The 12,606-nt window shown below is 70.5% G+C and carries 13 protein-coding genes and 1 tRNA gene; 12 read left to right on the top strand and 2 right to left on the bottom strand.

Annotated features, from left to right (window positions below):
- The first annotated feature begins 110 nt into the window (after nt 1-110).
- The 7 genes from ALA01S_RS00295 to ALA01S_RS00265 are packed head-to-tail and all read left to right on the top strand — an operon-like array spanning nt 111 to nt 5,936.
- Nucleotides 111-1,136, top strand: coding sequence for an AEC family transporter (locus tag ALA01S_RS00295; RefSeq protein WP_066330543.1), 1,026 nt, complete (start codon nt 111-113; stop codon nt 1,134-1,136).
- 30 nt (nt 1,137-1,166) lie between these two features.
- Entirely contained in the window at nt 1,167-2,513 is a 1,347-nt protein-coding gene (locus tag ALA01S_RS00290) for a glutamate-5-semialdehyde dehydrogenase (protein ID WP_084267070.1), read from the top strand.
- An 11-nt stretch (nt 2,514-2,524) separates the two neighbouring features.
- Entirely contained in the window at nt 2,525-3,247 is a 723-nt protein-coding gene (gene queC, locus ALA01S_RS00285) for a 7-cyano-7-deazaguanine synthase QueC (RefSeq protein WP_066330541.1), read from the top strand.
- Entirely contained in the window at nt 3,244-3,816 is a 573-nt protein-coding gene (locus tag ALA01S_RS00280; protein ID WP_066330539.1) for a LemA family protein, read from the top strand. Before queC ends, ALA01S_RS00280 begins: the two co-directional genes overlap by 4 nt.
- Nucleotides 3,813-4,178, top strand: coding sequence for a c-type cytochrome (locus ALA01S_RS00275; RefSeq protein WP_238455643.1), 366 nt, complete (start codon nt 3,813-3,815; stop codon nt 4,176-4,178). The genes ALA01S_RS00280 and ALA01S_RS00275 overlap by 4 nt, the downstream gene beginning before the upstream one ends.
- Complete coding sequence (locus ALA01S_RS00270; protein ID WP_066330538.1) at nt 4,175-5,503, top strand: FCSD flavin-binding domain-containing protein; 1,329 nt, start codon at nt 4,175-4,177, stop codon at nt 5,501-5,503. Before ALA01S_RS00275 ends, ALA01S_RS00270 begins: the two co-directional genes overlap by 4 nt.
- Nucleotides 5,504-5,540: 37 nt before the next feature.
- Nucleotides 5,541-5,936: a hypothetical protein gene (locus tag ALA01S_RS00265; RefSeq protein WP_157118676.1), complete on the top strand. Its 396-nt coding sequence runs from the start codon at nt 5,541-5,543 to the stop codon at nt 5,934-5,936.
- Between the two features lie 75 nt (nt 5,937-6,011).
- Here ALA01S_RS00265 and ALA01S_RS00260 read toward each other — a convergent pair whose 3' ends face one another.
- Together ALA01S_RS00260 and folE are read right to left on the bottom strand one after the other, a co-directional pair.
- Nucleotides 6,012-6,437: a BLUF domain-containing protein gene (locus tag ALA01S_RS00260; protein ID WP_066330536.1), complete on the bottom strand. Its 426-nt coding sequence runs from the start codon at nt 6,435-6,437 to the stop codon at nt 6,012-6,014.
- Nucleotides 6,438-6,489: 52 nt separating this feature from the next.
- On the bottom strand, nt 6,490-7,206 hold the full coding sequence (gene folE, locus ALA01S_RS00255; protein WP_066330535.1) for a GTP cyclohydrolase I: 717 nt from the start codon (nt 7,204-7,206) through the stop codon (nt 6,490-6,492).
- Nucleotides 7,207-7,393: 187 nt separating this feature from the next.
- On the opposite strand from folE, the gene rsmB reads away from it, so the two are divergent.
- The 5 genes from rsmB to ALA01S_RS00230 all read left to right on the top strand — a co-directional run bounded on the left by rsmB (nt 7,394) and on the right by ALA01S_RS00230 (nt 12,604).
- Entirely contained in the window at nt 7,394-8,713 is a 1,320-nt protein-coding gene (rsmB, locus tag ALA01S_RS00250; protein WP_066330533.1) for a 16S rRNA (cytosine(967)-C(5))-methyltransferase RsmB, read from the top strand.
- A complete protein-coding gene (locus ALA01S_RS00245) occupies nt 8,710-9,354 on the top strand; it encodes a DUF4390 domain-containing protein (protein WP_238455642.1) in 645 nt (214 codons plus the stop codon). The genes rsmB and ALA01S_RS00245 overlap by 4 nt, the downstream gene beginning before the upstream one ends.
- A 67-nt stretch (nt 9,355-9,421) precedes the next feature.
- Nucleotides 9,422-11,734 carry a sensor histidine kinase gene (locus ALA01S_RS00240; RefSeq protein WP_066330532.1) on the top strand — a complete coding sequence of 771 codons (2,313 nt, stop codon included), beginning with the start codon at nt 9,422-9,424 and terminating at the stop codon, nt 11,732-11,734.
- Between the two features lie 22 nt (nt 11,735-11,756).
- Nucleotides 11,757-12,431 carry a response regulator gene (locus ALA01S_RS00235; RefSeq protein ID WP_066330530.1) on the top strand — a complete coding sequence of 225 codons (675 nt, stop codon included), beginning with the start codon at nt 11,757-11,759 and terminating at the stop codon, nt 12,429-12,431.
- Between the two features lie 97 nt (nt 12,432-12,528).
- A tRNA-Phe gene (locus tag ALA01S_RS00230) sits at nt 12,529-12,604 on the top strand.
- Nucleotides 12,605-12,606: the final 2 nt, after the last annotated feature.

The raw sequence follows: 12,606 nt of genomic DNA, 5'->3' as shown, positions 1-12,606 counted from the left end.
GGGGAAACGCGAATCTACGTCCCACCTTGCGGGCTTCAGGCCCGGTACCTGCGGGATGCGCTCCCCACCCGTCTCGGGGCTACCGCCCGCGCCCGCATACTCGCGCCCCCATGCCCGACTCCGTGCTCGACAAGCTCCCGGCCCTGTTCGCCACCGTGCTGCTGGGCTGGGCCGCGGCCCGCTTCGGCTGGCTCACCGATGGGCGCCCCGGCGCGGCCGGCGCACCGGCCGGTGCCGACCCGGCCCGCGTGCTCTCGGCCGCGGCGCAATACCTCTTCATTCCCGCGCTGCTGTTTCGCGCCATGGCGCGGCTGGATTTCGAGCACATGCCCTGGCGGGTGCTCATGGCCTTCTACGGGCCGCTGCTGGTGATGGTGCTGGGCGTTTACGCCGTGCAGCGCTGGCGGCTGCACCGGGGTGAGGGCATGGCGGTGTCCACCGGCACGGCGGCGGTGCCGGCCACGCGGGCGGTGACGGCCGGCTTCGGCAACTCGGTGCAGGTGGGGGTGCCGGTGATCGCCGCGCTCTACGGCGACGCGGGCCTGGCCATGCACGTGGCCATCGTCAGCCTGCACGCGCTCATCCTGCTCACGCTCCTGACCGTGCTGGCCGAGATGGAGCTGGCGCGCGTGCGCATGCGCCGCGCCTCCGGCGGCGGCTCCATCGGCGCCACCGTGCGCGCGACGGTGCGGGCCACGCTGATCCACCCCGTGGTGCTGCCCGTGCTGGCGGGCCTCACGTGGAACCTGGTCGGCTGGCCGCTGCCGCGGGCGCTGGACGAGTGGCTGCAACTGCTGGGCAGCGCCGTGGCGCCGCTGTGCCTGCTGCTCATCGGCCTGTCGCTTGGGCGGCAAAGCCTGCACGGCACGCTGCGCGGGGTGGCGTCGGTGGGGCTGTTGAAGATGCTGCTGCTGCCCACGCTGGTGCTGCTCACGGGCCACTTCGTGTTCCGGCTGGAGCCGCTGGCGCTGTCGGTGGTGGTGATGGCCGGCGCGCTGCCGCCGGGCAGCAACGCGCTCATCTTTGCCCAGCGCTACCGCACGCTGGAGACGGAAACGGCCGCCGCCACGCTGCTGTGCACGCTGGCCTTCGCGGTCACGGCGCCGCTGTGGGCCCTGGTGGTGGCGCGGATCTGAGCCCAGGCGCGGCGCGTGCGTCCGCCGCGGATGCGGGCAGGCGCCATACCCCATCCCGCGGAACCGGGGAAGGCTTGCGCCACAATCCCGCGCATGACTGCGCCCACCGATCTTGATGCCTTGATGACCCGCTTGGGCCGCGCCGCGCGCGCCGCCGCCACCGCCATGGCCGCCGCGCCGGTGGCGGCCAAGGACCGCGCCCTGCGCAACCTGGCCGCGCTGCTGCGCGCCCAAACCCCGGCGCTGCAGGCCGACAACGCCCGCGACATCGCCGCCGCCGAGGCCAACGGCCTGTCCGCCCCCATGGTCGATCGCCTGCGCCTAACCCCGAAGGTGCTGGAGACGGTGGCCGAAGGCTGCGAGCAGATCGCCGCCATGCCGGACCCCATCGGCGAGATCACCGACGTGAAGCGGCGTCCCACCGGCATCAGCGTGGGCCGCATGCGCGTGCCGCTGGGCGTGTTCGGGATGATTTACGAGAGCCGGCCCAACGTGACCATCGAGGCCGCCTCGCTGGCCATCAAGAGCGGCAACGCCTGCATCCTGCGCGGCGGCTCCGAGGCCATCCACTCCAACATCGCCCTGTGGAAGCTCGTCCAGCAGGCCCTCAGCGACGCCGGCCTGCCCGCCGAGGCGGTGCAGCTCGTCGAGACCACCGACCGCGCCGCCGTGGGCAAGCTCATCGCCATGCCGGAGTTCGTGGACGTGATCATTCCGCGCGGCGGCAAGGGCCTCATCGAGCGCATCGCCAGCGAGGCGCGCGTGCCCGTCATCAAGCACCTGGACGGCAACTGCCACACCTACGTGGACGCCGAGGTGGACCTGGAGCAGGCCCTGGTCGTCACCGACAACGCCAAGACCCAGAAGTACAGCCCCTGCAACGCCACCGAGTCGCTGCTGGTCCACGCGGCGCAGGCCGCGGCCTTCCTGCCCCGCATAGGCGCCGTGTTCGCCGGCAAGGGCGTGGAGATGCGCTGCTGCCCGGCGTCCAAGGCGATCCTGTCGGACGTGCCGGGCGCCCAACTGGCCGATGCCACCGAGGAGGACTGGTCCACCGAGTACCTCGCGCCCGTGATCAGCGTGAAGGTGGTTCAAACGCTGGACGAGGCCATCGCCCACATCAACCGCTACGGCTCGCACCACACAGACGCCATCCTCACCACGAACCACCCCAACGCCATGCGCTTCCTGCGCGAGGTGGATTCGGCCAGCGTCATGGTCAACGCCAGCACGCGCTTTGCCGACGGCTTCGAGTACGGCCTGGGCGCGGAGATCGGCATCAGCACAGATAAATTCCATGCGCGCGGGCCGGTTGGGCTGGAGGGGCTGACGTCGCTGAAATGGGTCGTCCTGGGCCAGGGCGAGGTGCGGACCTGAGCGTGGCGGCCATGGACGCGCGCAAGGCCCTGGTGCTGTTCTCCGGCGGCCAGGATTCCACCGCCTGCCTCGCCTGGGCGCTCGGCCGCTTCAGCGTGGTCGAGACCCTGGGTTTCGATTACGGCCAGCGCCACCGCATCGAGCTGGACTGCCGGCTGCGCGTGCGCGACGAGATCCGCGCCGCCTTCCCCGAATGGGGCGCACGCCTGGGCGAGGACCATGTGCTGGACCTCTCGCTGCTGGGCCAGATCTCCGACACCGCGCTCACCAGCGAGCGGGCGATCGAGATGCAGGCCAACGGGCTGCCCAACACCTTCGTGCCCGGCCGCAACCTGCTGTTCCTGAACTTCGCCGCCGCGCTGGCCTACCGGCGGGGCGCGAGCGTGCTGGTGGGCGGCATGTGCGAGACGGACTACTCCGGCTACCCCGACTGCCGCGACAACACGCTCAAGGCGCTGCAGGTGGCGCTCTCGCTTGGGCTGGACGCGCCCATGACGGTGGAGACGCCGCTGATGTTCCTCACCAAGGCGCAGACCTGGGCGCTGACGCAGCGCCTGGGCGGCGACGCGCTCAACGCGCTGATCGTGGAGCACACCCACACCTGCTACCTGGGCGAGCGCGGCGAGCGCCACGACTGGGGCCATGGCTGCGGCCAGTGCCCGGCCTGCGCGCTGCGCCGCCAGGGCTTCGAGGCCTGGCGCCAGGGCGGGGCGGCGGCGGAGCTGCCGCTGTGAGCTGGGAGACTGTCGCCGAGTTCGTGGCGGCGGTCCTGTCGCATTACTGGCTGGGCCTGATGGCCGCCGTGGCGGTGCTGTGGATGTTGGGCGCCCACAACCGGCTCATGCGCCACCGCGCCGCCATCGTGGCGGCCTGGGGCCAGTTGGACGAGCAGATGAAGCGCCGCCGCGAGGTGCTGCCCCCGCTGGTGGACGCCCTGCGCGAGCCGCTGGCCGCCGAGGCGCCGGCGCTGGACGCCGTGCTGGAGGCGCAGGCCCAGCTGCAGCGCGCGGTGGACGCCCTGAAGCCGCTGGCGGCCAAGTCGCTGGCCGAGGTGCTGCATGCCGAGAGCCGGCTGACCTCGGCGCAGACGCGGCTCAAGGCGCTGCTGGAACAGCACCCCGAGTTGGTCCAGCGCGAGGACATCGCCGGCTGGATGCAGACGCTCAAGGACGTGCAGACGCGCAAGGACGTGGCCCGCCACGTCTTCAACGACGCCGTGAACGCCTACAACCAAGCGCTGCTGCAGTACCCGACGCGCTTGTTGAAACCCCTGTTCGGCCTGCGCACGGCCGTGACGCTGTGAGCCGTCCACTTCATTCCCCGACTGTCCGGCGCGCCGCCCTGGCCGCGGCGGTGCTGCTGGCGGCTGCCGCCGGGCCCGTGTGGGCGCAGGACGCCGCCGCACCGTCCACGGCACCCGCCGCCGCGCTGCACCGCCATGCCCTGGCCGCGACCTGCGCCGCCTGCCACGGCACGGATGGACGCGCTCCCGCCGGCTCGGCCATGCCCTCGCTGGCCGGGCGTCCGGCGCCCTGGCTGGTCGAACAGATGCTGGCTTTCAAAAAGGGCGAGCGCCCCGCCACCGTGATGCACCAGATCGCCCGCGGCTACAGCGAGACGCAGATCGCGCAGATCGCCGCCTTCTTCGCGGCGCAGCAGCCATGAGCCGGCGCGCTGACGCGTCCCGCCGCCGCTGGCTGCAGGCGGCCGGTGCGGCCGGGCTGCTGCAACTGGCCGGCTGCGCGGGCACGCCGTCCGCAGCCCCGTCTTCATCCCAGGCGTCCGCCCTGTCGCGCGCCCGCGTGCTGGTGGTGGGCGGCGGCTGGGGCGGGGCGACCGCGGCGCGCTACCTGCGCCTGTTCTCCGATGGCCAGCTCCCGGTGACGCTGGTGGAGCCGGACGCCGCGCTGGTGAGCTGCCCGCAAAGCAACCTGGTGCTGGCCGGCCACCGCACGCTCGCCGACCTGACGTTCGGCTATGACGCCCTGGAGCGCCTGGGCGTGCGCCGCGTGCGCGACCGCGTCGTGGCCCTGGACTTCGACCGCCGCGAAGCCCGGCTGGCCTCCGGCGGGCGGCTTGGGTGGGACAAGCTGATCCTGTCCCCCGGCGTGGAGCTGATGCGCGAGCGCGTGGACGGTTTGCAGGCAGCCCACGCCGCCGGCCGCGTGCTGCAGGCGTGGAAGGCTGGCCCGGAGACCGCCGCCCTGCGCGCACAACTGGAGGCCATGCCCAACGGCGGCGTCTATGTGCTGACCGTGCCGCTGGCCCCCTTCCGCTGCCCGCCCGGCCCCTACGAGCGCGCCTGCCTGGTGGCGGACTACTTCAAGCGGATGAAACCCAAGTCCAAGGTGCTGGTGTTCGACGCCAATCCCGAGCCGGTGAGCAAGGCGGCGCTGTTCAAGGCGGTGTGGGCGAATCAATACGCCGGCATCGTGGACTACCGGCCCAACTTCAAGGCGGTGGGCGTGTCGGCGGACGGCCGCGAGGTGGAGTTCGAGCTGGGCGAGCGCGAGCGCGCCGACGTGCTCAACGTGCTGCCGGACATGCGCGCGGGCGACATCGCGGCGCAAAGCGGGCTGGCCAAGGCCAACGGCCGCTGGTGCGAGGTCGATTTCCTGGACTTCAGCGCCAAAGACCTGCCCAAGTCGGCCGGCGTGCACCTGTTGGGCGACGCACTGCTGGCCGCGCCGCTCATGCCCAAGAGCGCCCACATGGCCAACGCGCACGCCAAGGTGGCGGCGGCGGCCGTGGTGGCGTCGCTGGCGGGCTGGGAACTGAACCCCGCGCCGGTGCTGACCAACACCTGCTACTCCTGGGTGGACGGCTCACACGCCATCCACGTCGCCAGCGTGCACGGGTGGAACGCGCCGCAGCGCACGTTCACGGTGGTGCCGGGCGGCAGCGGCGTGTCGGTTGGGCCCAGCGAGGCGGAGGCCCACTACGCGGCGGGGTGGATCGAAAGTATGCGGGGAGAGGCCGTAGGCCGTTGAAATTGTTGGACCGCCAGAAAATCCAGGCTTGAAAACAATGAAAAAGAACTTTGAAGCTTTACTGATGGCTGCAGCCCTGGGGATACTCGCCGGTCCAGCGTTGGCGGCCGATGCGCCGCCCAAGGTCACGAATTACTCGATGAAAGAAGGGGCCGAGCTTTCATCGTGGTCCCATCCCGTGCACGACGTGCTGAAGAAATACGGCGTGGTCTTGAAATCAGTGACCGTCAAGGATAACTACGCCACGTTTGGCGTGAAGTTCCCGTTCGATCCGTCCACCGGGCCGAATGGCAAAAAGCTGCATGAGCTGCTGTTCGAAATATTGAAGGCCAATGGGTGGTGGGATTATGCGATTCGGGGTGAGGGCGATGGGGCGGGGTTTGAGGTGCAGTGGGACAAGCAGAAGAAACTGATGACCATCGACTCGCTTTAGATACTGCCTGCGTCCCGCGGTTGACGAAGTGACTTCGCTGCATCAAAGCGGCGTCGCCCTGATTTCAGAAAATATTCACGGCCCAACCACCGCCGCCGTACAAGCCAGTTCCTCAAACAAGGCCAGCACGACTTTCCCCGACATGTTGTAGGGGTCCAGCGCCGCAGTCTCCGAATACTTCAAAAGCAGCGAAGGATTCAGCCGCGCCAGATTCACCTGCCCCATGGACCACCCCGTGAACCGCCGCTCGGTGGTCTCCTCGTAGGCCAGCAATTGCACGTCCTCGTGCCGGGGGTCCTTGACGATGGCGTTGTAGAGGCGATTCACCGCCGCCCGCCCGCCTTCAAGCACTTGCACGAACAAACCCGTTTCCGTGCAGCACAAAACCCCGGTCACGCCCAATGCCGGGTTATGCGCCTTGGATTGCCGGACGATGGCGTGCACGGTTTCCGCATCAAACCCGTCCTTGGCTCGGCTCACGTACATCAGGCGTACCAGCATGGGTCTTGCTCCGGTCTGAAAATGATTTGAAAACGCTCGAAGGGTCAATCGATCAGAAATTGTTCTTGCGGCTCAGCAGCGACAAGAACTCGCGCCGCAGGCTGGGGTCTTTCAGGAAGGCGCCGCGCATCACCGAGTTGGTCATGACGGATTCGTCGTCCTTCACGCCGCGCCAGTGCATGCAGAAATGGTCGGCTTCCATCACCAAGGCCAAGCCGTCGGGCTTCACCCGCTCCTGCAATTCATTGGCCAGCATGGTCACGGCCTCTTCCTGGATTTGCGGGCGGCTCATGATCCACTCGCACAGGCGGGCATATTTGGACAGCCCAATCAGGTTCGAATGCTCGTTGGGCAATATGCCCACCCACACGCGGCCCAATATGGGGCACAAATGGTGCGAGCACGCGCTGCGGACTTTTATCGGGCCCACGATCATCAATTCGTTGAGCCGCTCGGCATTGGGAAACTCGGTGACCTTGGGCACCGGGACATAACGGCCGCGGAAAACCTCGTCCACGAACATCTTGGCCACGCGCTGCGCGGTGTCGTTGGTGTTGTGGTCGTTGTCGGTATCGATCACCAGCGAGCGCAGCACCTGCTTCAAATGGCCTTCCACCTCGGCCTTGATCTCGGCAATTTCTCCCTCCTCGATGAAGGCGGAGATGTTGTCGTTGGCGTGGAAGCGTCGGCCGGCCATCTCCAGGCGGCGCCGGATGCGTTCGGAGGCGCTGGCGTCCAGGATGTCGTTGACGGGTTGCGGGGTGTTCATGGCAGCGGTTTGTTTTGAGCAGACTCGCGATCAGGGGATTGTCGCGGCGCGCAACAGTAACCGCTCGCGCCTTTCCCTGTCCGATGCGGGCTTGCCCGCGCGCAGCGGCCTTTTGCCGCGCCACTGGCGCGCGGCGCGATCCCGCGCGGGCAAGGGCGGGGCAGGGCGGGTCTAGACTGCGCGCCCAATGTCGTCCTCCCCCACTTCCCTGCCGCTGGCGCGCCTGCTGGAGCACGCGGCCGATGCGCTGGCCGCCGTGCGCGCCGGGCGCTCGCTCACCGACGTGCTCGCCGCCGTCCCGTCCGACGCCCGCGCCGGCACCCAGGCCCTGAGCTTCGAGACGCTGCGCCGCTTGGGCGCGGCCACTGCCGTGCGCGGGCGCCTCGCGCCCAAGTCCCCGCCGCCGCCGGTGGACGCGCTGCTCATCACCGCGCTGGCCCTGCTGTGGCCGCCGGAGGTCTACGCGCCCCACGTGCTGGTGGACCAGGCCGTCAAGGCCGTGCGCCGGCGCAGCCCCAATTCGGCCGGCTTCGTCAACGCCGTGCTGCGCCGCTTCCTGCGCGAGCGCGACCAGCTCGTCGCCGCGTTGCAGTCCGACCCCGTGGCCGCCTACAGCCATCCCGGCTGGTGGATAGACCGGGTCAAGAAGGATTGGCCGCAGGACTGGAGCCGCCTGCTGCAGGCCGCCAACGAGCGCCCGCCCATGACGCTGCGGGTGAATGCCCGCCGCGGCGACGCCGCCGGCTACGTGCAGCGCCTGGCGGACGCCGGGCTGCCCGCGCGCGTCGTCGGCCCCCAGGCCGTGCTGCTGGAGCAGCCCGTGGCCGTGCACCAGTTGCCCGGCTTCGCGCAGGGCGACGTCTCCGTGCAGGATTCATCTGCGCAGCTCGCTGCGCCGCTGCTGCTGGGTGTGGGCGTGCCCGGCTGCGAGCCCCTGCCCGCCAGCGCCCGCGTGCTCGACGCCTGCGCCGCCCCCGGCGGCAAGACCGCCCACCTGCTGGAGCTGGCCGACCTGGACGTGCTGGCCCTGGACGCCGACCCGCAGCGCCTGCCCCGCGTGCAGGACACCCTGCAGCGCATCGGCGCGACGGCCGAGCTCAAGGCCGCCGACGGCCGCCGCGTGCAGGACTGGTGGGACGGCAGGTCCTTCGACGCCATCCTGCTGGACGCGCCCTGCAGCGCTTCCGGCATCGTGCGCCGCCACCCGGACGTGCGCTGGCTGCGCCGCCCGGCCGACATCGCCCAGCTCGCCAAGACGCAGGCCGAGCTGCTGGAGGCGCTGTGGCCGCTGCTCAAGCCGGGCGGGCGGCTGGTCTACGCCACCTGCTCGCTGTTCAAGGCCGAGGGGCAGGGCCAGGTCGATGCGTTTTTGCAACGCCACGGCGGCAGCGGCGCCCGGCTGGACGCGGCCTCGCCCGGCCACGTGCTGCCCCTGGCCGACAATGAGTCACCGGCCCAAGTCCCGCCCGGGGACGGCTTCTATTACGCGCTGCTGCACAAGTCTTGATCCCGCTGACCGCCGTCCGTGTCGCCGCTGCCGCCGTCACGTCGCTCGCCACGTCGCTTTGCCGCGCCCGCGCGCCCTCGCTGCGCCGGCGCGCGCTGCTGGCCGCCGTGCCGGTGCTGCTGGCGCCCGCGCTGCTGCAGGCCAACACCGGTGCCAGCGCGCTGGAGCTGCAGGAGCTGGCCGTGCGGCGGGCCGCCGACGGGGCGCTGGTGCTGGACTACGCGCTGCGCGTGTCGCTGCCGCGCGCCGTGGAGGACGCGCTGCAGCGCGGCGTGCCGCTCTACTTCGAGACCGAGGCCGCCGTGTACCGGCCGCGCTGGTACTGGCGCGACGAGCGCGTGGCGCGGCAGTCGCGGCTGTGGCGGCTGTCTTACCAGCCGCTCACCGAGAGCTACCGCGTCAGCCTGGGTGGGCTGCACCAGGGCTACCCCACGCTGGCCGAGGCCATGGCCTCCATGACGCGCACCGCGCGCTGGCGCATCGCCGAGCCGCAGCAGCTCGACACCGACGAGCTGCGCTACTACGTCGAATGGCGCTGGCGGCTGGACACCTCGCAACTGCCGCGGCCCATGCAGCTGGGCATAGGCAACCAGGCCGACTGGGTGCTCAGCATCGAGCGCCTGCTGCGCCCGGAGCCCTGAGGCGGCTGCGGCACCTCGGCGCAACGGCAACACGGCGGCAGCCCACAGGCATCACGGGACACATGACATGAGCAGCAAGGCACGGCGCACCAGCGTGCTGGTTGGGCTGGTGGCCCTCATCGGCGTGGCGCTGGTGGCGGGTTTCGTCCTGACGCTGACCAGTGGCGCCGATCCGGGCGACCCGGACGGCTTCTACGAGCGGCACTGGGTCCTGCTCTTCGGCGCCAACCTGGCGGTGCTGGTGCTGCTGACGGCCACCATCATGGTCGCCGCCGTGCGCCTGGCGCTGCGCGTGCGCCGCGGCAAGTTCGGCAGCAAGCTGCTTTTGAAACTCGCGGGCATCTTCGCCCTGGTGGGCCTGCTGCCCGGGGCGCTGGTCTACACGGTGAGCTACCAGTTCGTCACGCGCAGCATAGAAATCTGGTTCGACGCCCGCGTGGAGAACGCCCTCAACGCCGGCCTGGCGCTTGGGCGCCTCACGCTGGACGCGCAGCAGGCCGACCTGGCGGCCAAGACGCAGTTCGCCGCCGAGCACCTGGCCGACACGCCGGGCGTGCCCATGGCGCTGTCGCTGGAGCGCGCGCGCGAACAGCTCGCGGCGCAGACGGTGGCGCTGGTGAGCCCCTCCGGCCAGGTGCTGCTGAGCGTGGGCGGCGAGGCCCACAACGCCATCGTCCCGGCGCGGCCCAGCGCGACGCTGCTGCGCCAGGCCCGCGGCGCCCGCGTGGCCAGCCAGATCGAGGGCCTGGACGACGAAGGCGTCGCCGGCGCGCCGCCGGCACTGGTGCGGGCATTGGCGCTCGTGCCGCGCACCGACATCACCCTCGCCGGCGAAGACCGTCTGCTGCTGGCCGTGCGGCCGCTGCCGCCCAACCTCACCGCCCAAGCCCTGGCCGTGCAGGCCGCCTACCGCGAGTACCAGCAGCGCGCCTTGGCCCGCGAGGGGCTGCGGCGCATGTACATCGGCACGCTCACGCTCACGCTCATCCTGGCCGTGTTCGGCGCCGTGCTGCTGGCCGCGGCGCTGGGCCAGCAGCTCGCCCGCCCGCTGCTGCTGCTGGCCGAGGGCGTGCGCCAAGTGGCCGCGGGGGACCTCACGGCCAAGCCCGTGTTCGCCTCGCGCGACGAGTTGGGCGGCCTCACGCGCTCCTTCGCCGACATGACGCAGCAACTGGCCGAGGCCCGCGCCCAGGCGCACGCCAGCGTCACGCAACTGCAGCGCGCCCGCTCGCACCTGCAGACCATCCTGGACAACATGACCGCCGGCGTGATCGTGTTCGACGAGCAGCGCCGCATCGACACCGTCAACCCCGGCGCCACGCGCATCCTCAAGGCCCCGCTGGAGGCCTGTCGCGGCCTGCGGCTGGAGGACGTGCCGGGGCTGCAGGAGTTCGGCCAGGCGCTGTGGCAGCGCTTTGAGCTGCTGGCCGAAAGCCCCGAGGCCGGCGAGCGCGGCCAGTGGCAGGACGCCTTCGAGCGCCGCGACCCCGCCGCCGCCGACAGGCCGGAGCAGCCCGACGTCCAGACGCTGCTGGTGCGCGGCGCCACGCTGCCGCAGGAGGCGCGGCTGGTGGTGTTCGACGACATCTCCGAAGTCGTCTCCGCGCAGCGCTCGGCCGCTTGGGCCGAGGTGGCGCGGCGCCTGGCGCACGAGATCAAGAACCCGCTCACGCCCATACAGCTCTCGGCCGAGCGGCTGCAGCACCGGCTGGAATCCAAGCTGGAGGGCAACGACCAGTCGCTGCTGGTGCGCGCCGTGGCCACCATCGTCACGCAGGTGCAGGCGATGAAGCAGCTCGTCAACGAGTTCCGCGACTACGCGCGGCTGCCCTCGGCGCGGCTGGCGCCGCTGGACCTCAATGCGCTGGTGGCCGAGGTGCTGGGCCTGTACGGCCACGCGGTGGAGCAGGGGCGGCTGGTGGTGCAGTGCGCGCCGGGGCTGCCTTGGATTCAGGGCGACGCCACGCAGTTGCGCCAGGTGGTGCACAACCTGCTGCAAAACGCCCTGGACGCCGTGGCCGAGCGGGCCGAAGGCAAGGTGCAGATCGTCACCGACGTGCAGCTCGGCGAGCAGGGCGAGCCGCGCGGGGTGCGGCTGCGCATCCTGGACAACGGGCCCGGCTTTGCCGACAAGGTGCTCAAGCGCGCCTTCGAGCCCTACGTCACGACCAAGACCAAGGGCACGGGGCTTGGGCTGGCGGTGGTCAAGAAAATTGCCGACGAGCACGGCGCACGGGTGCGCATTGCCAACCGCGCGGGCGGCGATGCGCCCGGCGCCGCGGCGGGCGGGGCGCAAGTGACGCTATCATTTTCGAATCTCGCCGCTGCGTCCGCTGCGCTCGCCGCCGCCGCATCGGCCCCTCTCCCGCCGGCCACCTGACGGCCGAGCGCACTGAGCATCCATGGCGACCATCCTTGTAGTTGACGACGAACTGGGCATACGCGCCCTGCTGTCGGAAATCCTGACGGACGAAGGGCACAGCGTGGAGCTGGCCGAAAACGCCGCCCAGGCGCGCGCATTGCGCGAGCAGGTGCGTCCCGACCTCGTGCTGCTGGACATCTGGATGCCGGACGTGGACGGCATCACGCTGCTCAAGGAATGGGGCAGCAACGGCCAGCTCTCCATGCCCGTGATCATGATGAGCGGCCACGGCACCATAGACACGGCCGTGGAGGCCACGCGCTTTGGCGCGATGGCCTTCCTGGAAAAGCCCATCACGCTGCAAAAGCTGCTGCGCGCGGTGGAGCAGGGCCTGACCAAGCCCACGCCGGGCCAGGGCGGTGCCAACCCGGCGGCGCCGCTGGACGCGGTGGGCGACAACGGCAGCTTCGGCCATGCCGTGCCGCCGCTGAACCTGAGCGGCGTGCTCAACAGCGAGCACAGCTTCGAGCTCGACCGCCCGCTGCGCGAGGCGCGCGACGCCTTCGAGAAGACCTACTTCGAGTTCCACTTGGCCAAGGAGAACGGCTCCATGACCCGCGTGGCCGAGAAGACGGGCCTGGAGCGCACGCACCTCTACCGCAAGCTCAAGCAGTTGGGCGTGGACCTCACGCGCAACAAGCGCGGCGGGGCCTGAAGCGGCGCCTCTTTCGGCGTCCTCCAATCTTTTTAAGCAGATTCATCACTCAGGGCTTGGAAATTTCAAAAAGCCTTGCTAGAATGCGCAGCTTCACGGCCAAGTAGCTCAGTTGGTAGAGCAGCGGATTGAAAATCCGCGTGTCGGTGGTTCGATTCCGCCCTTGGCCACCAAA

The sequence above is a fragment of the Azohydromonas lata NBRC 102462 genome (genome assembly GCF_001571085.1).
Taxonomy (GTDB): Bacteria; Pseudomonadota; Gammaproteobacteria; order Burkholderiales; family Burkholderiaceae_C; genus Azohydromonas; species Azohydromonas lata.
The sequence above is the reverse complement of the archived record's forward strand: the minus strand, read 5'-3'. Positions and strand labels throughout refer to the sequence as shown.

Excerpts from the sequence above, each read along its gene's own strand:
- ALA01S_RS00260 (WP_066330536.1), bottom strand. The coding sequence starts at position 6,437 with ATGCTGGTACGCCTGATGTACGTGAGCCGAGCCAAGGACGGGTTTGAT.
- folE (WP_066330535.1), bottom strand. The coding sequence starts at position 7,206 with ATGAACACCCCGCAACCCGTCAACGACATCCTGGACGCCAGCGCCTCC.
- ALA01S_RS00290 (WP_084267070.1), top strand. The coding sequence starts at position 1,167 with ATGCGGGCAGGCGCCATACCCCATCCCGCGGAACCGGGGAAGGCTTGC.
- queC (WP_066330541.1), top strand. The coding sequence starts at position 2,525 with ATGGACGCGCGCAAGGCCCTGGTGCTGTTCTCCGGCGGCCAGGATTCC.
- ALA01S_RS00295 (WP_066330543.1), top strand. The coding sequence starts at position 111 with ATGCCCGACTCCGTGCTCGACAAGCTCCCGGCCCTGTTCGCCACCGTG.
- ALA01S_RS00240 (WP_066330532.1), top strand. The coding sequence starts at position 9,422 with ATGAGCAGCAAGGCACGGCGCACCAGCGTGCTGGTTGGGCTGGTGGCC.
- rsmB (WP_066330533.1), top strand. The coding sequence starts at position 7,394 with ATGTCGTCCTCCCCCACTTCCCTGCCGCTGGCGCGCCTGCTGGAGCAC.
- ALA01S_RS00265 (WP_157118676.1), top strand. The coding sequence starts at position 5,541 with ATGAAAAAGAACTTTGAAGCTTTACTGATGGCTGCAGCCCTGGGGATA.
- ALA01S_RS00270 (WP_066330538.1), top strand. The coding sequence starts at position 4,175 with ATGAGCCGGCGCGCTGACGCGTCCCGCCGCCGCTGGCTGCAGGCGGCC.
- ALA01S_RS00235 (WP_066330530.1), top strand. The coding sequence starts at position 11,757 with ATGGCGACCATCCTTGTAGTTGACGACGAACTGGGCATACGCGCCCTG.